Annotated in this window: 16 protein-coding genes and 1 other RNA gene; 10 read left to right on the top strand and 7 right to left on the bottom strand. The window is 64.7% G+C overall.

Going from position 1 to position 19,715, the window contains the following annotated elements:
• Nucleotides 1–63 precede the first annotated feature (63 nt).
• Nucleotides 64–1,719, bottom strand: coding sequence for a chloride channel protein (locus C8N35_RS19040; RefSeq protein ID WP_107991315.1), 1,656 nt, complete (start codon nucleotides 1,717–1,719; stop codon nucleotides 64–66).
• A gap of 296 nt (nucleotides 1,720–2,015) precedes the next feature.
• Between C8N35_RS19040 and C8N35_RS19035 the strand changes: the two genes are divergently transcribed.
• Nucleotides 2,016–3,827, top strand: a complete 1,812-nt coding sequence (locus C8N35_RS19035) for a chloride channel protein (RefSeq protein ID WP_107991314.1) — start codon at nucleotides 2,016–2,018, stop codon at nucleotides 3,825–3,827.
• A gap of 14 nt (nucleotides 3,828–3,841) precedes the next feature.
• Here the strand turns inward: C8N35_RS19035 and C8N35_RS19030 are convergent, their stop codons facing one another.
• Nucleotides 3,842–4,327, bottom strand: a complete 486-nt coding sequence (locus C8N35_RS19030) for a thioesterase family protein (RefSeq protein ID WP_107991313.1) — start codon at nucleotides 4,325–4,327, stop codon at nucleotides 3,842–3,844.
• A gap of 244 nt (nucleotides 4,328–4,571) precedes the next feature.
• Between C8N35_RS19030 and C8N35_RS19025 the strand changes: the two genes are divergently transcribed.
• The 3 genes from C8N35_RS19025 to C8N35_RS19015 all read left to right on the top strand — a co-directional run bounded on the left by C8N35_RS19025 (nucleotide 4,572) and on the right by C8N35_RS19015 (nucleotide 10,800).
• On the top strand, nucleotides 4,572–5,984 hold the full coding sequence (locus C8N35_RS19025; protein WP_107991312.1) for an FAD-binding oxidoreductase: 1,413 nt from the start codon (nucleotides 4,572–4,574) through the stop codon (nucleotides 5,982–5,984).
• Between the two features lie 128 nt (nucleotides 5,985–6,112).
• Complete coding sequence (locus tag C8N35_RS19020) at nucleotides 6,113–10,249, top strand: AsmA family protein (RefSeq protein ID WP_342753516.1); 4,137 nt, start codon at nucleotides 6,113–6,115, stop codon at nucleotides 10,247–10,249.
• A gap of 194 nt (nucleotides 10,250–10,443) precedes the next feature.
• On the top strand, nucleotides 10,444–10,800 hold the full coding sequence (locus C8N35_RS19015; protein ID WP_107991310.1) for a hypothetical protein: 357 nt from the start codon (nucleotides 10,444–10,446) through the stop codon (nucleotides 10,798–10,800).
• Between the two features lie 84 nt (nucleotides 10,801–10,884).
• On the opposite strand, the gene C8N35_RS19010 is transcribed toward C8N35_RS19015, so the two are convergent.
• The 5 genes from C8N35_RS19010 to ssrA all read right to left on the bottom strand — a co-directional run bounded on the left by C8N35_RS19010 (nucleotide 10,885) and on the right by ssrA (nucleotide 14,187).
• Nucleotides 10,885–11,103, bottom strand: coding sequence for a ribbon-helix-helix domain-containing protein (locus C8N35_RS19010; RefSeq protein WP_107991309.1), 219 nt, complete (start codon nucleotides 11,101–11,103; stop codon nucleotides 10,885–10,887).
• Complete coding sequence (locus C8N35_RS19005) at nucleotides 11,100–11,303, bottom strand: DUF4169 family protein (RefSeq protein WP_107991308.1); 204 nt, start codon at nucleotides 11,301–11,303, stop codon at nucleotides 11,100–11,102. Before C8N35_RS19005 ends, C8N35_RS19010 begins: the two co-directional genes overlap by 4 nt.
• Before the next feature lie 145 nt (nucleotides 11,304–11,448).
• The gene (gene fumC / locus C8N35_RS19000) at nucleotides 11,449–12,837 is read right to left on the bottom strand and encodes a class II fumarate hydratase (protein WP_107991307.1); all 1,389 of its coding nucleotides are present in this window, start codon (nucleotides 12,835–12,837) and stop codon (nucleotides 11,449–11,451) included.
• 139 nt (nucleotides 12,838–12,976) lie between these two features.
• Entirely contained in the window at nucleotides 12,977–13,573 is a 597-nt protein-coding gene (locus C8N35_RS18995) for an SspB family protein (RefSeq protein ID WP_107991306.1), read from the bottom strand.
• A 242-nt stretch (nucleotides 13,574–13,815) separates the two neighbouring features.
• Nucleotides 13,816–14,187, bottom strand: a transfer-messenger RNA (tmRNA) gene (ssrA, locus tag C8N35_RS18990).
• 224 nt (nucleotides 14,188–14,411) lie between these two features.
• Here ssrA and C8N35_RS18985 point away from each other — a divergent pair.
• The 6 genes from C8N35_RS18985 (at nucleotide 14,412) to C8N35_RS18960 (ending at nucleotide 19,478) form a co-directional block, all read left to right on the top strand.
• The gene (locus tag C8N35_RS18985) at nucleotides 14,412–15,206 is read left to right on the top strand and encodes a thymidylate synthase (RefSeq protein ID WP_107991305.1); all 795 of its coding nucleotides are present in this window, start codon (nucleotides 14,412–14,414) and stop codon (nucleotides 15,204–15,206) included.
• Between the two features lie 32 nt (nucleotides 15,207–15,238).
• Entirely contained in the window at nucleotides 15,239–16,357 is a 1,119-nt protein-coding gene (locus C8N35_RS18980) for an NAD(P)/FAD-dependent oxidoreductase (RefSeq protein WP_107991304.1), read from the top strand.
• Entirely contained in the window at nucleotides 16,354–16,866 is a 513-nt protein-coding gene (locus tag C8N35_RS18975; protein WP_107991303.1) for a dihydrofolate reductase, read from the top strand. The genes C8N35_RS18980 and C8N35_RS18975 overlap by 4 nt, the downstream gene beginning before the upstream one ends.
• A 296-nt stretch (nucleotides 16,867–17,162) precedes the next feature.
• On the top strand, nucleotides 17,163–18,341 hold the full coding sequence (gene hflK / locus C8N35_RS18970; protein ID WP_107991302.1) for an FtsH protease activity modulator HflK: 1,179 nt from the start codon (nucleotides 17,163–17,165) through the stop codon (nucleotides 18,339–18,341).
• Nucleotides 18,341–19,282, top strand: coding sequence for a protease modulator HflC (gene hflC / locus C8N35_RS18965; protein WP_107991301.1), 942 nt, complete (start codon nucleotides 18,341–18,343; stop codon nucleotides 19,280–19,282). Before hflK ends, hflC begins: the two co-directional genes overlap by 1 nt.
• Before the next feature lie 10 nt (nucleotides 19,283–19,292).
• A complete protein-coding gene (locus C8N35_RS18960) occupies nucleotides 19,293–19,478 on the top strand; it encodes a DUF2065 domain-containing protein (RefSeq protein WP_107991300.1) in 186 nt (61 codons plus the stop codon).
• The last annotated feature ends 237 nt before the right edge of the window (nucleotides 19,479–19,715 follow it).

Here is a 19,715-nt window from a genome sequence, read left to right as displayed (position 1 = left end):
CGCCTGCCGGTGTCTTGGATGCAATTGCTCTGTGCGCCGCGCGTCGTTGGCGCAATCGTGCGGTTACTGGTGCTCTTCGCGGCTCGCTTCGATCAGCGCCTTGTTGAAGCTGTCGAGGGCCGCGATGTGTCGGGCAAAGCCGACGATCTCCCGCGATCCGCGTATATCGACAACGGGAATGCGGGCCATGCCGGAGGCATCGAAGAGCCGAAGCGCGGTTTCCATGGAATCGCCCGGCACGAGGGATGGCGGATCGCCGTCCGCGTCGAGTTCCCTCGGATCGTCTTCGCCGCGCGGCTCCATGAAATCGCGGACATGGACGGAACGCACGAGCCAGCCGTGGGCGCCGGATTGCAGTTCCAGCCCGCGCATTTCCAGCTGCCAGTGGAAATACGAGCGGCCATGGACGGCGAGCGTCAGGCCGGTGGAGATGCATACGGTGATCAGCAGCGCGATCGACAGCGTGTAGCCACCGGTCAGCTCGAAGACGATGACGGTGGTGGAAAACGGCGCGCCCAGCATGGCGGCGGCCACAGCGCCCATGCCGAGGATGGAATAGAGCCCCTCGGAGGAGGCAAGGTCGGGAAATACCCGGGCGGCGACCAGTCCGAAGGCGCCGCCCGCCATCGCGCCCAGATAGAGCGAGGGCGAGAAGATGCCGCCGCCAAAGCGCGAGGCCAGCGTGATCGAGGTGGCGGCGGTCTTGGCGATGAGCAGCACCAGCATGGTGACGAGCGGCAGATTGTTCCTCAGCGCCGCATCCGTCGTCTCGTAACCGACGCCCAGCACCTCCGGCCAGGCAAGCGCGATGGTGCCGACGGCGGCTCCTCCAACCACCGGGCGCAGCCAGAGCGGCATGGAGATGTGGCGCGCGACCCATTCCGACCCGGTCAGCGCGAACTGGAAGATGACGGCGACAGCGGCGCAGGTGACGCCCAGCAGCGCGAAGGCGGGAAATTCCCAGTAGGAGGTGATCTGGTGCGCGGGGATGACGAAGGCCGCGACATCGCCGAACCAGAGCCGTGCGATCAGCGTCCCGGCGACCGAGGAGATCGCGATGGGCACGATGGCAGAGAGCGCATAGTGACCGAGCACCACCTCATGGGCGAAGAGGACGCCGGCGATCGGAGCGTTGAACGAGGCGGAGACGGCGGATGCCACGCCACAGGCGAGTATCACCCTGCGCGCGGTGACGGTGAGCGAGAACAGGTTGCCGAGCGCGGTGGCGAGCGTCGCGCCCAGATGGACGACCGGTCCTTCGCGTCCCGCGCTTGCGCCCGAACCAAGCGAAAGCATGGTCAGCAGCGCTGAGGAAATCCCCGGCCAGAAAGGAAGGCCATGTCCGCCGCGCGCCCGCGCCTCCATCACATCGGCGACCGAAAACGTCCGCCGCTTGGGGATGGTGCGCAGCAGAAGGCCGACAATCAGGCCCCCGGCGACCGGCGCCGCGAGGATCACGTAAAAGGGGATGTCCCGGCTCGCCGTGACGACGTTTTCCGATGCGGTGCCGAGCCAGGGAAGTTGTATCAGGCCGATGCCGACGCGGAACAGGATCGCCGCCAGGGCCACCACACTTCCGACCACGAGCGCAAGCAGCCAGACAAGCGGTTGCCGCCTGGCGGTAAACGCCAGTGCGTTGACCCTTATGTCGGTCGCCACGAAAGTAAAACCGCTTCTCAGCGGTGTCAGTATTCTCGCCAGTGGAGACTTGTCTGTCATCGTTGGACGGGAAAGTTCTTGTTATTTTTGGTGGTTACGATTCAAGGATTTGAAATGCAAGCATAAGCGGTGTTGGATACGGAGGCGAGCGAAACCGGACGTGTTTCAGGAAAAACCGCGTGCAACCCTTGATTTTCTGCGCGTCTAGGTTCAGGACTGGCCCGTCCACGCCCGCTTACGCGTCGTCTTTCTCCGGAACACCGGCTTCCTGAACGGCGCCATCATTGGCCGGACCCCCCGCATCGACCTTTTCCCGGCCGATTCAGAGTTGTCCAGTTCATGGAAATTGCGCCGTCATGTCCGCTTCTGAAATAGCCAGTACACCAGCTGCCGAGACCGATCCCCTCGCGTCCCCCGAGGCCCGTCTCTATTCGATCCCCTCGCTTTGCGTTTTCGCCTTTCTGATCGGCCTGGTAGCCGCCACGGGCGCGGTGATCTTTCGCTACCTGATCTCGATCGTCCACAACATCTTCTACTACGGCACGTTCTCGCTCTATTACGACGCCAACCAGTTCGAGGCGCCGAGTTCGTTCGGAGCGTTGATCATACTGGCGCCTGTCATCGGCGGGCTGATCGTCGTCTTCCTGGTCAAGACCTTCGCTCCCGAAGCCAAGGGACATGGCGTGCCGGAAGTGATGTTCGCGATCTACCACAACAAGGGGAACGTGCGCGGCGTCGTGGCGATCGTCAAGTCGCTGGCATCGGCCATTTCCATCGGGTCCGGCGCTTCGGTGGGGCGCGAGGGGCCGATCATCCAGATCGGCGCGTCCTTCGGTTCAACGCTCGCCCGCACGCTGCACATGGTGCGCTGGCAGAAGATCACGCTTCTTTCGGCGGGCGCGGGCGCGGGGATCGCGGCGACCTTCAACACGCCGCTGGGCGGCGTGCTTTTCGCGGTGGAGATGCTGCTGCCGGAAGTGAGCTCGCGCACCTTCCTGCCGGTCGTCGTGGCGACCGCGACCGCGACCTATGTCGCGCGTATCGCGCTCGGGCTCGACCCCGCCTTCATCGTGCCGATCGCCGCGCTGCAGCCGCATCAGGCGGTGGATACGGTGCAACTTCTCGCCTATGCGGTGCTTGGCGGCTGTGCCGGCGTCGCGTCCTGGGCCTTCGTGAAGTTCCTTGCCTGGTGCGAGGATATATTCCCCATGCTGCCGGGCAACGAATACACGCAGAACGTCGTCGGCATGCTGATGATCGGCTGCCTGAGCTACGCCTTCTTCGTCACCACCGGCCACTACCACACCGCCGGCGTGGGCTATGCCACGATCCAGGATATTCTGAACGGCACCCCCTACACCTTCATCCTGCTGGCGGTGCTGCTGCTGGCGAAGATCGCGGCGACGTCCATCAGTCTGGGATCGGGTGCCTCGGGCGGGGTCTTCTCGCCCTCGCTGTTCATCGGCGCGACGCTTGGCGGTGCGATCGGCGTTGTCGGCGCGTTGCTTTTCCCCGAGCACGGCTTCTCGCCGGCCGAATTCGCGCTTGTCGGCATGGGCGCCCTGGTGGGCGGCGCCACCGGCGCCTCGATGACGGCCATCGTCATGATCTTCGAGATGACGCGGGACTACAACGTGATCGTGCCGCTGGTGCTGGCGGTCGCGATCGCGGTCGGTGTCCGGCGTTCGCTGATCTCGGCCAACATCTACACGATCAAGCTGCGCAATCGCGGCAAGCCGATCCCCTCCATGCGCCACACCAACATGTATCTGGTGCGCCAGGCGAAAGAGCTGATGGCGAAGAACTTCATGATTCTGCCGGTGGAGACGCCGCTCACCGAGGTGGTGGCGAAACTCTCCGCATGCGGAGCGCGGCACGTCATCGCCAGCGACGGTACGCGGATCGCCGGTTTCGCGCGCTTCGGCACCATCCCCTACGCGCCCGATCGCGACTGCGGGCAGACGCTGCGCGATATCATGTCGACCGACTACGTGATCGCGCCGCAGACCAATATCCTCAACTCGGTCATCGCTCGGATGAACCAGCGCGATCGCTCCTACGCGATCATCATCGAAGGCGACCCGGGCGTGCCGCGACCCGACGACGTGGTCGGTGTCATCGACACGTCCGAGATCGCCAGCGCAGTGGTTGCGAACCACTACGCCTGAGCCGGGGGCAGGCCCTACCTTTTCGCGGGCAATCCGATACTCCGGCCGGCTCGTTCCGGCCGGCCCAGCGCTTCGTGAAGTTTTGCGAAATGAGCAAGTCTGTCCGCGATGGCGGGTGGGAACGGCGCGACCTTGCGCGCCTTCATGTCCACATGCAGCGACATCTGTTCCGAAGTTGCCGAAAGCCAGCCGTCCGCGTGGTGAAGTTCCTGAAACGCGTGGATCCGCTTGGCGTCGAAGCCGACGATCTGGGTCGTCACCGAGACCTCGTCGCCCGGGGACAATTCGCGGATGTAGCAAAGGTGGGTTTCGGCGGTGAAATAGGAGGCGTTCTCCTTCTTCACGTAGTCCGGGCCGAGCCCGATATTGATGAACGCTTCGTCGATGGCCCGATCGAACAGGACATTGTAGTAGGCCATGTTGAGATGGCCGTTGTAATCGATCCAGTCTTCCTCCACCCGCATGGTGCTCGAGCGGAAGGGGACATCGGCATTGGGCATGAAAAGCTCCCTGGCTTGACGGTGCATGTGAGGGCGCCCGCCGCGAAAAGATTTGCGCAGCGGCGCGCGACAGTTAACAGTGGGGCCGAACATCGGAGGCCCTGCCCATTCGCGAACCGCACCCGGCGCGGTCGAACGGTCAAGATGGCGGCATCTGCCGCCTGAGGCATCAAACGCAACCTTGTCATGAAAAACAATGGGACCGACGATGGAACTGGTCCCTCGAATGGATAGGAGACGCAATATGGCGCTGGCGACGGCGGAACAGGAGGGCATGCGGGACGCCGGGGGGATCGAGGCCGCCGTGGCGCAATTGAGCGCGCGTTTCGCCGAGCGTTGCTCGATTTCCCGTTCGGTGCGCGAACACCACGGGCACACGACGACGCTGCTCGGCAACCAGTTGCCCGATGCGGTGGTCTTTGCGCATTCAACGCAAGAAGTGTCTGAGATCGTCAAGATCTGCGCCGCCAACCGCACGCCGATCATTCCCTTTGGCACAGGCACCTCGCTCGAAGGCCACGTCAATGCGCCGGCAGGTGGGGTGTGCATCGATCTCAGCCAAATGGATGACGTGGTCCACGTCTTTCCCGAGGATCTGAACTGCGTCGTGCAGCCCGGTATCACGCGCACGAAGCTCAACGAATATCTGCGCGACACCGGCCTTTTCTTCCCGATCGATCCGGGCGCGGACGCAAGCCTCGGCGGAATGACCGCGACCCGGGCATCGGGCACGAATGCCGTGCGCTATGGCACGATGAAGGACAACGTCCTGGCACTCACCGCGGTGATGCCCGACGGCTCCATCGTCCATACCGGAAGCCGCGCCAAGAAATCTTCGGCGGGCTACGATCTCACGCGGCTTCTCGTCGGCTCGGAAGGAACGCTCGCCATCATCACCGAGATCACGCTGCGCCTGCAGGGCATTCCCGAGGCGATCTCCGGCGGCGTCTGTCCGTTCCCGGACGTGGAGAGCGCCTGCAACGCGGTGATCGTGACGATCCAGTCGGGCATTCCCGTCGCGCGCATCGAGTTGCTCGATACGTTGCAGGTGAAGGCGTGCAACGCCTATTCCAAGCTCGATCTGGAGGAAAAGCCGACGCTTTTCCTCGAATTCCACGGCACGAAGGCCGGCGTTGGCGAGCAGGCGGACATGTTCGGCGAGATCGCCAGGGATTTCGGCGGCGGACCGTTCGAGTGGACCGACAAGGCGGAGGATCGCTCCCGGCTGTGGCAGGCGCGCCACGACGCCTATTGGGCCTGTCTGGGACTGCGACCCGGCGCCAAGTCGGTGACGACGGATGTCTGCGTGCCGATCTCGCGGTTGGCGGAATGCGTTGAGGCGACGCGTGCGGATATCGCCGAAACCGGGCTCGTCGCGCCGCTGGTCGGCCATGTCGGGGACGGCAACTTCCATTGCTCCATTCTGGTTGATCCGAACGACGAGCGCGAAATTGCCGCTGCGCATGCGTTCATCGAACGGTTAAACTGGCGTGCGATCGAGATGGAAGGCACATGCACGGGCGAGCACGGTGTGGGGCAGGGCAAGATGAAGTACCTGCAGCGCGAACATGGTGATGCGCTCGATGTGATGCGGGCGATCAAGCGGGCGATCGATCCGTTGAACATCATGAATCCGGGGAAGATCATACCCATGTGAGAGGACGCGATTCGCTCGCTCCGTCTTGCCTGGGCAGGCGGGGCGGGATCGTCCCTTGAACGGGAAGCGCTTCGGCCGGGCCCGCCGGATGAAGCGCGCCCGGACCAGCACCGCCACGGAGACGAACGCTGAATTCGATCTACATCACCGTCGGCATTACGCTCATCCTGGCGCTGGTCGCGGCGCTGGTGGCGCCCGTGTTCATCGACTGGAGCGCCTACCGCACCACATTTGAGGAGTATGCGGGCAAGGCGCTCGGCCACCGGGTAACGGTTCTGGGCTCGGCTGACGCGCGGCTGCTGCCGACGCCGACGCTCATCTTTTCCGACGTTCGGGTGGGCGAGGCGGAAGACCCGCTGATGGTCGTCTCGCGCTTCAAGGTGCGGGTGGAGCTGCCGCCGCTTCTGACCGGCAAGATCCAGGTCGTCGACATGGAGCTCGACAAGCCGCAGCTCAACGTGTCGCTCGACGAATCCGGCCGTATTGACTGGTTGACCGCCCATGTGCCGGCCTCCGGTTCGTCCCTTGATCCCGACGACGTGCAGCTTGAGGATGTCCAGGTCACGGACGGGTCGGTGCGCGTCGTCGATGCGCGCACGGGCAGGACCTACCGCGCCGACGACATCAATCTTCAGGTATCGGCACGTTCGCTGGAAGGCCCGTTCAAGGCCGATGGCAGCGCCACAATCGCCGGGCTGCGCCAGTCGGTGCGCATCGCCACCGGCAGGCAGGGGGTGGACGGTATCCGCATCAAGGCCGACATCCAGCCCACCGACATCATGGCCACGTTGCAGACCGACGGCGTTCTCTCCCAGAAGACCGGCAAGCCGGTCTATGCGGGCTCCTATGCGGTGGAGAGCGTGGTGCAGGTCGATGCCGGGGCAGGGGCTCAGGATACGCTGGAGCCGCAGGCGAAGCTGTGGCGCAGTGAGGGAACGTTCTCGCTCGATCCCGGCTCGCTTGAAGTGGACAAGGGATCTTTCCGCTACGGCCCGGAGGATCGCGCGGTGCGTATCGAGGGGGAGGGGCGTGTCGCATTCGGTGCCCGTCCCCGCTTCACGGCGCGCCTAGCGGCCAAGCAGATCGATCTCGACCGGTTATTCGGCGCCGGGCCACAGGACCCCGTTTCCATCGAGAACGGGGCCGGTGCCGTTATGGCCGGCATCAAGAGCCTGCCGTTACCGCCAATTCCCGGCTCGTTCCGGCTCGATCTGCCGGCGCTGGTGGCCGCGGGCGGTCTTGCGCAGGATATTCATCTGGAAGCCGAAACCCTGCCGCGCGGCTGGAATGTCACCGCGCTTGAGGCGCGGCTTCCCGGTCAGACCATTGTGTCGGGCAAAGGCGAGCTGAGGGTCAGTGATGAACCGGCCTTTTCCGGCAGCCTTCACCTCAGTTGTTCGCAGCCCTCCGCTTTCGCCGCCTGGTGGCGGCGCGGGCAGGGCGGCGCACCGCTCGCGCTCGAGCCGTTCTCGGTTTCAGCTCACGTCGAAGCCGCCGCCGATGGCGTTGCCTTGAACGGGCTGGAGGGAAAGCTTGGCGAGGCCGGTATCCGCGGCGACGTGACGTGGCGCGCGCCAACCGCCCAGGGCAGAGCCCGTGTCGCCGCCAATCTGGAAGCGGACCGGCTCGATCTCGACCAGCTTTCCGCGCTGGCCGGCGTGCTGCGCGGGAACAAGGCTTCCGGGGCGGGCAAGGCGGGGCGCGGACTGGACACGGACGTCTCCGTGCGGCTCGACGCGGGAACGCTCGTCTATTCTGGCGTTGCGGCGAACGGCGTGAAGGTTCGTGCGAGCCTTGCAGGCGACGATCTTGAGGTTGAACAGTTCTCGGCCGCGGATCTGGCGGGGGCGGAGATTTCCGCGCGTGGCCGGATCGCCAAACTGACGAGTGCGCCCGACGGCAGCTTCGAAACGAGCGTGAAGGCGAGCCGGGTTGAAGGGCTCGTGACCATGCTGAAGGGGCTCTTTCCGCAAAATCCGCTTGTCGACCGGCTTCAGGCCGGCGGTGAGGCGTTGGCCCCGCTCGATATCGCCGCCTCGATAACAGCGCGGGCGGAGGGTGACGACAGTTCGAAGGTGCGCATGGCGCTTGCCGGCGATGTGGGGGCAAGCAAGCTCGACGCGGCCGTGGATGCCACGGGCAGCGTCGATCGCTGGCGTCAGGCACAGGTGAGCGCGAACATATCGCTGAAGGCCGGGGAAGGCGTTCAGTTGCTCGGTCAGCTCGGGCTCGACGTGGTGCCGCTTCCCGGCATGGGGCGGGGGTCACTGACGTTACGGGCCGAGGGCCGCGCGGCGGATGGGCTTGCCGTGACACTGATCGGCGACGGCCTTGGCGCGTCCGCGTCCTTCGACGGTTCGCTTTCCTGGCCAGCGGGCGCGGAAGGGGCGGACGGGCCGGTCTATGAGGGCACGCTGGCCTTCAAGAGCGAGGATGTCGCGCCGATCGGCATGCTGGCCGGGCGGCTCTTGCCGATGCTGGACGGCGAGATTCCCGTCGATGCCAAGGCGAAGGTCACCGGCGTGGGGGGCTCGGCGTCGCTTGGCGATGTCACCGCGCGGCTGGGCGATGTCACGCTCGCGGGCAAGCTCGATGCCGTTCTTGGCGAGCCGGCGCGCAGGATATCCGGCGATGTGCGTGTCTCGCAGGTGGCGCTGGCGCGGCTTTCGGAACTGCTGCTGGGCGCGGATGCGTGGAGTTCGGTCGGCGGCGCGGCGGATGCGGGCAAGGCATCCCATTGGCCGGGCGCGCCCTTCGGGGCGCCGCTGATGGGAGATGGCACGATTTCGCTCAACGTGACGAGCGCGGCCGTCGATATCGGCCTGGAGCGTCCGATGGAGCGGGCGAAGTTCGCATTGCAACTCAGACGCGACGAACTGGCGATCGATGACCTTTCCGGTTCGTTCAACGGCGGCAAGCTCGTGGGATCGCTGCTGGTCAAGCGCTCCGGAGCGCAGGCGGCCGTTTCCGGAAATCTCAGCCTTAGCGGGACCGCGCTGGAGGATCTGGTCTGGCGGCGCAACGATCGGCCGGTGGCTGACGGTCTGCTCGATGCCAAGGTCGATTTCGAAGGCACCGGGCGTTCGATTGCCGGGCTTGTGGCGGGACTGGCCGGGGGCGGAAGCTTCACCATCCGCGATGGCGAGATCCGGTCCATCAACCCGGCGGCCTTCGCCTCGGTCATTCATGCGGCCGATGCCGGGCTCGACCTGAAACCGGAAAAGATCGCCAGCGTCTTCGAAAGTCATCTCGATGCGGGGGCGCTGCCCTTCAAGCGCATCGACGGCACGCTGGTGATCGCGGCGGGAACGGCCAGGGCGCGCAACGTGACGGTCGACAGTCCGAGCGCCACGGCCTTTGGGTCCGCGCAGATCGACCTGGATCGCTGGCAGCTTGAGAGCGACTGGTCGCTGAAGGTCGATCCGGGCGAGAACGCGGTGACGGGGGCGGAAGCCCAGGTCGGCGTGCTCTTCCGGGGGGCGCTGGATGCGCCCCGTCGCGAGATCGATATCCAGCCGTTCACCGCCTTCCTGACGCTTCGCGCTTTCGAGAAGGAGGTGCGGCGGGTGGAGGATCTTCAGGCCGATATCAACGAGCGCGACCGGCTGATGCGCGAGATGCGCCAGCTTCGCCGCAACGAGGAAAAGCGCCAGCGCGTGCAGGAGCAACAGTCCGAGGCTGCGGCCGAGGACGCGCGCAAGGCGGCGGAAGCGGCTGCGGCGGCGAAGCAGAAAGCTGTCCGGGAGAGGGCAGCGCAGGAGAAGGCTGCCCGGGAAAAGGCAGCTGCGGATAAGGCGGCGCGCGAGAAGGCGCAAGAGGGGGCAAAACAGGCAGTGCCCGTTCCGGCGCCGGAGCCGGGAACGGATGCCGGATCGAGCGCCTCGACGCCCAAAGAGCCCCGCGCGCCGTTGACGATGGAGGAATTCATCAAGCGGATCCGGCCGGCAATCGATGGTGGCGACAAGGCGGCCTCGCCCGGTGATGACAGGAGCAGTGTTGACCCGGTTCCTTCCACAGGGGATCCGATGAAGCTGAATGGCGGCCTCGGGGCGCCGATCGTGATCGATCCCCATCCGGTGGCACAGGCGGACGAGACAGCTTCCGGGCCATCAGACGAGAACACCGGATCGATCGGCAACAGCCCAGCGCCGCAGCGCACAAGCCCGCCGACGCGCGAACGGGCCAGACCCAAGGTTCCGCGTTTCATCACGCTTCCGGGAACCGGGAGTCGCGTGGTTCCCAATCCCGACTATCCGGGCAACTAGAGCTTTTTCCGATCCGATTGGAACTCCGGGGGCCGCACCCCAGGCGCGCCTTCATCCCTTTGCGTCGCGTTGGCGCGTGGCGGGCGAGAAAAAGTGTGCAAAGGTATCCAGCCTCGCTCCACCGCGACCGAATATCCTTATTCTTCCATATACATGGGCGCTCAGGAGGTGCCTTCTGTTTACACGAGGAATATATGTTCAGGAATATCGGGTACGTCGCGTTCGCGGCGGCATCGCTTCTCGCCGCCGGTACGGCGTCCGCAGCCGACTGGCTCCAGGGGACCTATGTCAACGGTGACAAGGACAGTCTCATGGATGAGGCTATCTTCTGCGATGGCGGCAAGGCCTATGCGGGCATGGGGCACAGGACCTATACGCTCGAAGAGAGGGACGGAAAGACGTTTGTCGTGCTCTCTTCCAACGGCAAATTCACCTTCATCGTTGCCGGTGACGGTCATAAACTGCTGCCGGCCGACGATTTCACCAAGGAATGGTTCACGAAGACCGGCCTGACGAAGGACCCGGCGCGGACGGATACCTGCAACTGGTGATCTGCCAGACATCGTGACAGAGAAAGGGCGGCACCTTGCGGGGCCGCCCTTTTCGTTGGTGAGCACGATCGCGACGACCACCGTTCAGTGGCGGGTGCCGCGATAGTGGGCGAGCACCGCCAGGCGGACAGCGGAGGCGAGCGCCGCATCCGATGCCCGGTTGTCGTCGATCTGGGCGATCGTTGCCGCAAGCGAGAGCGCGCGGTCGCGGGCGATCTCCTCCAGCGCGTCCCAGAACTCCGGCTCCAGCGCCAGGCTCGTGCGGTGACCATGAAGGGTGAGTGAACGTTTGTGCAATCTCATGCGCCGTCGTCATCGCGGCTGGGGGTCTCCAGCCGGTGTCCCTCAAGCGAACGGGTGGCCTTTTCGGTCTCGGCTTTCGCCTTGTCCTTCTCGGACCGGGTCTTGCCGAAGCGAATCCGATTCTCGGCCGCCGTGGTTTCCTTGTCGGCACGACGCCGGGCCTTGCGCGCCTGCCGCAAATTGATGATGTCGGCTGTCATGACTGTCTCCGACGCGAAGCCCCCGCCCCAACGCTTTCAAGCAACCAGGGTGCCTCGCGGTCCTTCCCAGATGCAGCCCACTACCGCAACGCGGGTGAGCCGACAAAGTTGCGTTGCCAATTGCACTTTTTATGTGGCGACGCGGTTATTCGGGCCCGAGCATGTTCTCCGGCCGCACGATCGCGTCGAATTCCTGCGCCGTCACAAGCCCAAGCCGCAGCGCTTCCTCGCGCAGCGTCGTGCCGTTGGCGTGCGCCGTCTTGGCGACCTTGGCGGCCTTGTCGTAACCGATCGTCGGTGCCAGCGCGGTCACCAGCATCAGCGAACGCTCCATCTGTTCGGTGATGCGGGCCTCGTTCGCCTCGATACCGTCGACGCAGCGCTCCGCAAACGACACCGCCGCATCGGCGAGCAGGCGCACGGACTGCAGCAGCGTTGCGGCCATGACGGGCTTGTAGACGTTGAGTTCGAAATGACCCTGCGAGCCGGCAAAGGCCATCGTCGCCTGATTGCCGACGACGCGTGTGCACACCATCGTCAGCGCCTCGGCTTGCGTCGGGTTGACCTTGCCCGGCATGATCGACGAACCGGGTTCGTTCTCGGGCAGGATCAGTTCGCCGAGACCGGAGCGCGGACCGGAGCCCAAGAACCGGATGTCGTTTGCGATCTTGAAGAGCGCCACCGCCGCCGTTTCGATCGCGCCGTGGGCCCAGACCATCGCGTCATGGGCGGCGAGCGCCTCGAACTTGTTGGGCGCGGTGCGGAAGGGCAGGCCGGTGAGCCGCGCGACCTCCGCCGCGAAGGCCTCCGCAAAACCTTTCGCCGTATTGAGACCCGTGCCGACCGCCGTGCCGCCCTGGGCGAGATCGAGCAGGCCGTCGGCCGATTGCTCGACGCGCGAGATGGCGGAAGCGACCTGGGCGGCATAGCCGGAGAATTCCTGGCCCAGGGTCAGCGGCGTCGCGTCCTGGGTGTGGGTGCGGCCGATCTTGATGATGTCCTTGAAGGCGTCGGCCTTGGTGTCGAGCGCGCTGTGCAGGCGGACGAGCGCGGGCACCAGCCTGTCGGCGATCTCGCGCGCGGCCGCGATGTGCATGGCGGTCGGGAACGTGTCGTTGGAGGACTGGCCCTTGTTGACGTGATCGTTGGGATGAACGGGGCTCTTGGAGCCCATCTCGCCGCCCAGCATCTCGATCGCCCGGTTGGAGATGACCTCGTTGGCGTTCATGTTGGACTGGGTGCCGGAGCCTGTCTGCCAGATGACGAGCGGAAAATCGCCGGTGAGCTTGCCCTCGGCAACCTCGTCTGCCGCCTTGATGATGGCATCGGCGAGGCTGGCATCAAGGAAGCCCATATCCGCGTTCACCTTCGCGGCGGCCATCTTGACGATGCCGAGCGCCCGCACGAGCGGCTCGGGCATGCGCTCGTCGCCAATGGGAAAGTTCTGGATGGAGCGCTGCGTCTGCGCGCCCCAGTAATGATCTGCGGGGACGGGGATTTCGCCGAATGTGTCGGTTTCGATGCGTGTGGCCACGGGAAGGCTCCGGAATGGAAAATGAAATCGAAGGAGGGTGCCGGAGATTTGGCGCCCCGTTCTTCGACGTCAAGCCTTCAGGCCTCTCCGGCATGCGGAGAAGGCGGGCGCGCAGTGCGCGCCGCGGCCCTTTGTGTCGTCAGTTCTTCTTGCGAAACGCGTCGAGCGAAACGACATCGGCACCGGCCGCGGGTTTTTCCTCGGCTTCGTCCTCGCCGGCTTCGCTTTCGCGCGCGGCGGCTTCGTCCTGGTTGACGGGCGAACTCTCGTTCGTCTGCAAGGTCTCGATCGTCGCGGCACCGGTCATCTGGTCGATATCGCGCAGCGTCCGGGCTGCATCACCGGCAGCGATCACCTCGGCCGGCAGTTCTTCCGCCGTCTTGCCGGGATCGAATTCCAGTGCGAATTGAACGGAGGGATCGAAGAAGCCCTTGATTGCCGCAAACGGCACCAGCAACCGCTCCGGCACACCGCCGAAGGACAGGCCCACCTCGAAAGTGTGGTCGGTGATCGTGAGATCCCAGAACTGGTGTTGCAGCACGACCGTCATCTCTTGCGGATAACGCTCTCTGAGGCGCTGGGAAATGCGCACGCCGGGCGCGGTCGTGTCGAAGGCGATATAGAAGTGATGCTCACCGGGAAGGCCGGTGCGGCCCACCTCGGTCAGGATCTTCTTCACCGCGCCGCGCAGGGCGTCCTGGATGATGATGTCGTAGCGGATCAGGTCTTCGGGCATGAGCTGTTCGACATTCAGTGGGACGCAGGGCTGGCCTGCGAACCGTTTCAATGGAGGCGCATCCGAAAGGGATGCCGTTTCGATTCAGACGTTCCGACTCGCGCGAACATGGCTCGCGCGAACATGGACCGTCACGCAGCAAAAGGAAAGCGGTCCGCACCACGCATGACCGCCGGTCGCTCCGGCTCTGCCGCCGGCCGAAGCGTTCTCTCGTGCGAAAAAAGCCCCCTCCTCATGAAAGAAGTGGAGGCTTCTGTTGCCAGGTGCCTCCGAACCCCGCCTCCTGGTGCTACCCGGGAGGGCTTTAAAGGACTACCGGCACCGCATTACGCGGCGACAGCGTTGTCCATAGCATAGTTGTCGTTTGCAACTATTGATAAGGCCCGATAACGGCGGAACCATGCCGAGCGAAAGCGCAGTCTTTACACCCTCGTCGATCCTATTTCGCCCCCGCCGGAACCCACCGATATCGCCTTGCTGCGTCGATGGGCTCGGGTGGAGGCGCCGGGTACCGCCCCCGGGTCCGAAAGGCTTATTGCACTGACCGTTTATCGCCATAGCCGGGTTGCCCCGGCAAACCGAATATAGGGAGGGGCGAGCGGAATGAAAAGAGTGTGACGGTCACGGAATTTACGTAACTGGGGATGGTTGTCGTTTCCCGCATGGCGTTGCGCCGTCTCGAAGCATGAGACCTTGCACCGCGCAGCGCGAACGAGCCGCACCTGCGCGGTGCGGTTGTCACCGTATCTGGGGAAAGCGCGGACGATTTCCGGTTTCCCTTGCCTTGGCGCGCGCTGGCTCCGACTCTTTGCCTCCAACGAATCGGAAAGCAGTCTCCATGCGGCAATATCTGGACCTGATGCGGCGGATCCTCGAGGACGGATCCGTCAAGACCGACCGGACGGGCACCGGCACGCGGTCCGTCTTCGGGCATCAGATGCGTTTCGACCTGGCGGACGGGTTTCCGCTGGTCACCACCAAGAAGCTGCATCTGCGCTCGATCATCCACGAGCTCCTGTGGTTCCTCAAGGGCGACACCAACATCGCCTATCTGAAGGAAAACGGCGTCTCCATCTGGGACGAATGGGCGGACGAGAACGGCGATCTGGGCCCGGTCTATGGCCGGCAGTGGCGATCCTGGCCCGCGCCCGACGGTGGTGCCGTCGACCAGATCGGCGATGTGCTCGCCGAAATCCGCCGCAACCCGGACAGCCGGCGGCTTGTCGTTTCCGCCTGGAACCCGGTCGATCTGCCGAAGATGGCGCTGGCGCCGTGCCACTGCCTCTTCCAGTTCTATGTCGCCGACGGCAAGCTTTCCTGCCAGCTCTACCAGCGCTCCGCCGACGTCTTCCTCGGCGTGCCGTTCAACATCGCCTCCTATGCGCTGCTGACGCTGATTATGGCACGCGCCACCGGGCTTGAGCCTGGCGATTTCATCCACACGCTCGGCGATGCGCATCTCTACTCCAACCATCTGGAGCAGGCCCGACTTCAGCTTTCGCGCGATCCGCGGCCGTTGCCGCAGATGGTGCTGAACCCGCAGGTGAGCGATCTGTTCGGCTTTTCCTTCGAGGATTTCCAGCTGGAAGGCTACGATCCGCATCCGCACATCAAGGCACCGGTCGCGATTTAGGCGACATTCAAAAAGCAGGGAGGGGGCTTGCCATGGGGGAATGTGTGCAAACCGTCATCGTCGGCGCGGGCGTCGTCGGGCTGGCGGTTGCCCGCGCGCTGGCACAGGCCGGGCGCGAGGTCATCGTTCTGGAACGGCACGGGCTGATCGGGTCGGAGATCTCTTCGCGCAATTCGGAAGTGATCCATGCCGGGATCTATTATGACACGGACTGGCTGAAGACGCGGCTCTGCGTCGCCGGCCGCAAGAAGCTCTATCCCTATCTGGAAAGACACAGCGTCGCCCACAAGAAGACCGGCAAGCTGATCGTCGCAAGCGATGCGGAGCAGCTCTCGCGGCTTTCGGGCATCATGGAACGTGCGCGGATCAACGGCGTCGACGATCTGCGGCTTCTTTCGGCCGAAGAGGCGTGCGAGATGGAGCCGCATCTGGCCTGCACCGGGGCGATCCTGTCGCCCTCCACCGGTATCGTCGATGCGCACGGACTGATGCTGGCGTTGCAGGGGGATGCGGAGGAAGCCGGCGCGATGGTCGCGTTCAATGCGCCGCTTCAGGAGGGGCGGGTCGGCGAAGACGGCATCGCGTTGGAAGTCGGCGGCGATGCGCCGATGAGCCTCCTGGCCGAAGAGGTGGTGATCGCGGCGGGGCTTGGTGCGCAGGACGCCGCCGCGCGGCTTGACGGCTACCCGGCCGATGAGATCCCGCCGATCCACCGCATCAAGGGCAATTATTTCGCGCTGAGCGGCAAGTCGCCGTTCGAGCATCTGATCTATCCGGTTCCGGTGCATGGCGGGCTGGGCACGCATGCCACGCTCGATCTTTCCGGCCGGATCAAGTTCGGGCCCGACGTGGACTGGGACGCACCCGCAACTCTGGATGTGGATCCGGCGCGCGCCGAGACCTTTTACGATGCCGTGCGCAGCTACTGGCCGGGGCTTCCCGACGGGGCGCTTGCGCCGGACTATGCGGGCATCCGCCCGAAGCTCACGACGCGTGGCGAGCCCGCCCGAGACTTTGTCATTCATGGCCCCGAGACGCATGGCGTGGCGGGCCTTGTCAGCCTTTTCGGCATCGAATCGCCGGGACTGACGTCTTCGCTCGCGATCGCCGATCACGTCGCGCACCTGCTTGGATACGGAAAGGCGCAATGAGCGTTCATATCTCCCTTATCGCGGCCGTCGCGGAAAATGGCGTCATCGGCCGCGACAACGACATGCCGTGGAAGCTCACCTCGGACCTCAAGCGGTTCAAGGCGCTGACACTCGGCAAGCCCATCGTGATGGGGCGCAAGACCTTCGAATCGATCGGCCGGCCGCTGCCCGGCAGGCCGAACATCGTCGTCACGCGCAACCCGGACTTCGCCGCGCAGGGCATCCGGGTCGTTTCGTCGCTGGAGGCCGGGCTCGAGCTGGCGCGTGAGCTTGCCGCCGAGCTTGGGGTGGGGGAGGTGATGGTGATCGGGGGCGGGGCGCTTTACGCGGAAGCGATTGCGACGGCGGACCGGCTTTACATCACACAGGTTCATGCACGCCCGCCCGGCGATACGCGCTTTCCCGAAATCGATCCGGCAAGCTGGCGGGAAGTCTCGCGGGAGGCTTGCGTCCGTGCAGAGGGTGACAGCGCCGAGACCAGCTTCGTGACGTATCACAGGGGCGGGTGACGGGACCTTTGCCGGCGAGCAAAGGGGCGAGGTGTCGTGCGAGGGTGCGACCTTCGCGTTTCCTTGTTTTTCGGTAGTTGAATTCGTGCTGCAAGACCCCACTTGCACGGGAGCCTTTGGCCTCAGGATTCTGTGGCCAAAGGTTGCGGGGAACTCCAAGCGTGCGTTCGTTGAAAGGTGCGGCTATCTCGCCTATAACCGCCGCAACGGAGTTTTTGACACTATGGACCACGGTTCCGGCCACTTGCGGCGTTCATCGTGAGGAGCGGTGAGGACCGGCGACAAAGGATGTCTTGATGCCTTGGAGTAACCAGAGCGGGGGCGGCGGCTGGAAAGGCGGCAGCGGCGGGCCCTGGGGGAACGGCGGCGGCGGAAACCAGGGTGGCCCTTGGGGCGGCGGTCCGCAGCGCGGCGGCGGTGGTGGCGGCGGAAATCCGCCCGATCTTGAGGAACTCCTCAAGCGCAGCCAGGATCGCCTGCGCACGGTTCTCCCCGGCGGTGGCGGCAATCTCGGCGCCAAGGGCATCCTTCTGGCGGTGATCATCGCGGTGGCGGTGTGGCTTCTCACCGGTTTCTATCGTGTCGAGCAGGACGAACTGGGCGTGGAACTCGTTTTCGGCCAGGTCGCCGCGCGCACGCAGCCGGGCCTGAACTACAATTGGCCCTATCCGATCGGAACGGTCTACACGCCCGCGGTGACGCGTCTGCGCGAAACCAACGTGGGGACGCAGGACTACGTCACCTCGCGCGGCGTGTCCTCCAACGACGTGCCGCAGGAAAGCATGATGCTCACGGGCGACGAGAACATCGTCGACGTGAACTACAAGGTGCAGTGGCGCATCAAGGATGCGGTCGCCTATCTCTTCAATATCGAGGATCCGGAAGGCACGGTGAAGGCGGTGGCGGAAAGCGCCATGCGCGAGGCCGTCGGTGCGGGCAAGATCGACGATATCCTGACTGAGAACCGCGCACCGATCCAGCAGGCGGTGCTGAAGCTGATGCAGACGACGCTGGACAGCTACAAGGCCGGCATCGACGTCACCAACGTGCAGATGCAGAAGGTCGATCCGCCGACCCAGGTGATCGACGCGTTCCGCGACGTTCAGGCCGCGCGCGCAGACCAGGAGCGCATCCAGAACGAGGCGCAGGCCTACGCCAACAAGATCGTGCCCGAGGCGCGAGGCGAGGCGGCGCAGGTGCTGGAAAAGGCCAACGGCTATCGCGATCAGACGATCGCGGAGGCGGAAGGTCAGGCCAACCGCTTCCTCAAGGTGTACGAGCAGTACGAAAAGGCGCCGGACGTGACGCGCGAACGCATCTATCTGGAGACGATCGAGAAGGTGTTCCGCGATACCGACAAGATCATCGTCGACGACAAGAACGGCAACGGCGTCGTGCCCTATCTGCCGCTTGACAAGCTGGGGCAGACGGGCCGCAGTACCACCGGAAGCGCCTCTGGTGCGGGAGGCAACTGATGAAAAACGGTCTTTTCGGCTTCGTCGCCATCGTCCTGGTGGTGCTGGCGGTCCTCGCCTACATGTCGTTCTTCGTGGTGAACCCGACGCAACAGGCACTGGTCCTGCAGTTCGGTGAAATCCGTCGCACGGCCAAGGACCCCGGCCTTTATGTGAAGATCCCGTTCATCCAGAACGTGGTGTTTCTCGACAAGCGTGTTCTCGATCTGAACATGGAGCCCAAGGAAGTGATCGCGGCGGACAAGAAGCGTCTCGTCGTCGATGCCTTCGCGCGCTACCGGATCGAGAACCCGGTGCTGTTCTTCCAGACGGTGAACAATGTGCGCGAGGCGGATCTGCGCCTCTCCACGTTCCTCGACGCGTCGTTGCGTTCGGAACTGGGCCGCTCTTCCTTCACCGATGTGGTGCGTGACCGTCGTGCTCAGCTGATGGAGGCGATCCGCAAGGATATCGACCGCCGCTCGGCCGAGATCGGCGTGACCGTGGTGGACGTGAAGATCCGGCGCGCCGATCTGCCGGACGCCAACAGCCAGGCGGTCTTCCGCCGCATGCAGACCGAACGTCAACGTGAGGCGACCGAGATCCGCGCCCAGGGTGAGGAACAGTCTCGCCGCATCAAGTCGCGCGCTGACCGCGATGCCACGGTTATCGTGGCCGAGGCCAGGCGTGATGCGGAAAAGATCCGGGGTGACGGCGATGCGGAACGTAACCGTATCTTCGCCGAGGCTTATTCCAAGGATCCAGAGTTCTTCGCGTTCTACCGTTCCATGCAGGCCTATCTGACGGGCATGAGCTCGAAGGACACGCGGATGGTGATCTCACCGGACTCGGACTTCTTCCGCTACTTCCTCGGCCCGCAGGGTCCTGGCGGGGTTGCGTCCGGCGTGGGGGCTTCCAAGCGCGCGCCGTCCGTACCTTCGTCCCCCGCCGGCACGCAGTGATCGGCGGCGGATGCACGACTTCATAACGGCGATCGGGCTGGTGCTCGCCATAGAGGGCACCCTCTATGCGCTCCTGCCCGGTGCCTTGAAGCGAATGATGGCTCAGGCGCAGAGCGCGCCTGAGCAGATCCTGCGGCTTGCCGGCCTTGCCGCGCTGGCCATTGGCGTCTTCATCGTCTGGCTCGTACGCGGCTGAAAGGCCGGGCGCGGGGCCGGGCGACGGCGTTTGTGGCCCGGGGTTGGATTGGCAAGTTCGCCAAGGTCGATTTTCGGCCTCAATTCGGGTTTCATTGCGTTACACACTTTCATACTGTCGTCGGCTACCGGTCGGCCCGTTGGCCCGATTGCCTGCCCGGCGGCCGGTGCCGGAGACGCCGCTTCGGCCACGAAAACAGATGCCTTCACCGGCACAACACCCCAGTGGATAGGAGAC

The organism is Breoghania corrubedonensis (assembly GCF_003053845.1).
Classification (GTDB): Bacteria; Pseudomonadota; Alphaproteobacteria; order Rhizobiales; family Stappiaceae; genus Breoghania; species Breoghania corrubedonensis.
The sequence above is the reverse complement of the archived record's forward strand: the minus strand, read 5'-3'. Positions and strand labels throughout refer to the sequence as shown.

Excerpts from the sequence above, each read along its gene's own strand:
- C8N35_RS19040 (WP_107991315.1), bottom strand. The coding sequence starts at position 1,719 with ATGACAGACAAGTCTCCACTGGCGAGAATACTGACACCGCTGAGAAGC.
- C8N35_RS19035 (WP_107991314.1), top strand. The coding sequence starts at position 2,016 with ATGTCCGCTTCTGAAATAGCCAGTACACCAGCTGCCGAGACCGATCCC.
- C8N35_RS19030 (WP_107991313.1), bottom strand. The coding sequence starts at position 4,327 with ATGCCCAATGCCGATGTCCCCTTCCGCTCGAGCACCATGCGGGTGGAG.
- C8N35_RS19025 (WP_107991312.1), top strand. The coding sequence starts at position 4,572 with ATGGCGCTGGCGACGGCGGAACAGGAGGGCATGCGGGACGCCGGGGGG.
- C8N35_RS19015 (WP_107991310.1), top strand. The coding sequence starts at position 10,444 with ATGTTCAGGAATATCGGGTACGTCGCGTTCGCGGCGGCATCGCTTCTC.
- C8N35_RS19010 (WP_107991309.1), bottom strand. The coding sequence starts at position 11,103 with ATGAGATTGCACAAACGTTCACTCACCCTTCATGGTCACCGCACGAGC.
- C8N35_RS19005 (WP_107991308.1), bottom strand. The coding sequence starts at position 11,303 with ATGACAGCCGACATCATCAATTTGCGGCAGGCGCGCAAGGCCCGGCGT.
- C8N35_RS18995 (WP_107991306.1), bottom strand. The coding sequence starts at position 13,573 with ATGCCCGAAGACCTGATCCGCTACGACATCATCATCCAGGACGCCCTG.
- C8N35_RS18985 (WP_107991305.1), top strand. The coding sequence starts at position 14,412 with ATGCGGCAATATCTGGACCTGATGCGGCGGATCCTCGAGGACGGATCC.
- C8N35_RS18980 (WP_107991304.1), top strand. The coding sequence starts at position 15,239 with ATGGGGGAATGTGTGCAAACCGTCATCGTCGGCGCGGGCGTCGTCGGG.
- C8N35_RS18975 (WP_107991303.1), top strand. The coding sequence starts at position 16,354 with ATGAGCGTTCATATCTCCCTTATCGCGGCCGTCGCGGAAAATGGCGTC.
- hflK (WP_107991302.1), top strand. The coding sequence starts at position 17,163 with ATGCCTTGGAGTAACCAGAGCGGGGGCGGCGGCTGGAAAGGCGGCAGC.
- hflC (WP_107991301.1), top strand. The coding sequence starts at position 18,341 with ATGAAAAACGGTCTTTTCGGCTTCGTCGCCATCGTCCTGGTGGTGCTG.
- C8N35_RS18960 (WP_107991300.1), top strand. The coding sequence starts at position 19,293 with ATGCACGACTTCATAACGGCGATCGGGCTGGTGCTCGCCATAGAGGGC.